This window comes from Streptomyces sp. SID4985, assembly GCF_009863025.1.
Classification (GTDB): Bacteria; Actinomycetota; Actinomycetes; order Streptomycetales; family Streptomycetaceae; genus Streptomyces.
This window is the reverse complement of sequence record NZ_WWIR01000062.1, coordinates 1-321: the sequence shown is the minus strand read 5'-3', so window position 1 is coordinate 321 and position 321 is coordinate 1. Positions and strand designations below refer to the sequence as shown.

The following is a 321-nucleotide window of genomic DNA, read 5'->3' as shown; positions in this document are numbered from 1 at the left end:
GGGCGCGCTGGCCGAACGCGCCGTACGCCGCTCCCCCGCCGCTTCCCTCGCGCTGACCGCCGCCGCCACCTGGGCCGTCGTCGGCGGCACCTCGCTGGCCCGGGAGGCGCGCGCCGTCGGCCGCGCCCTGGCCGACGGGGACCTGACCGCCGCCCGCGCCCGCCTTCCGCACCTGTGCGGCCGTGACCCGCAGGCGCTGGACGCCGACGGGATCGCCCGCGCGGTGGTCGAGTCGGTCGCGGAGAACACCTCCGACGCGGTCGTGGGCGCCCTGGTGTGGGGTGCGGTGGCCGGGGTGCCCGGGCTGCTCGGCTTCCGGGC

The 321-nt window shown here is 81.0% G+C and carries 1 protein-coding gene; it reads left to right on the top strand.

From position 1 onward, the window contains the following. Nucleotides 1-321: cobalamin biosynthesis protein (locus tag GTW40_RS02350; protein ID WP_202485275.1), on the top strand; the 321-nt coding region annotated here is incomplete at both ends.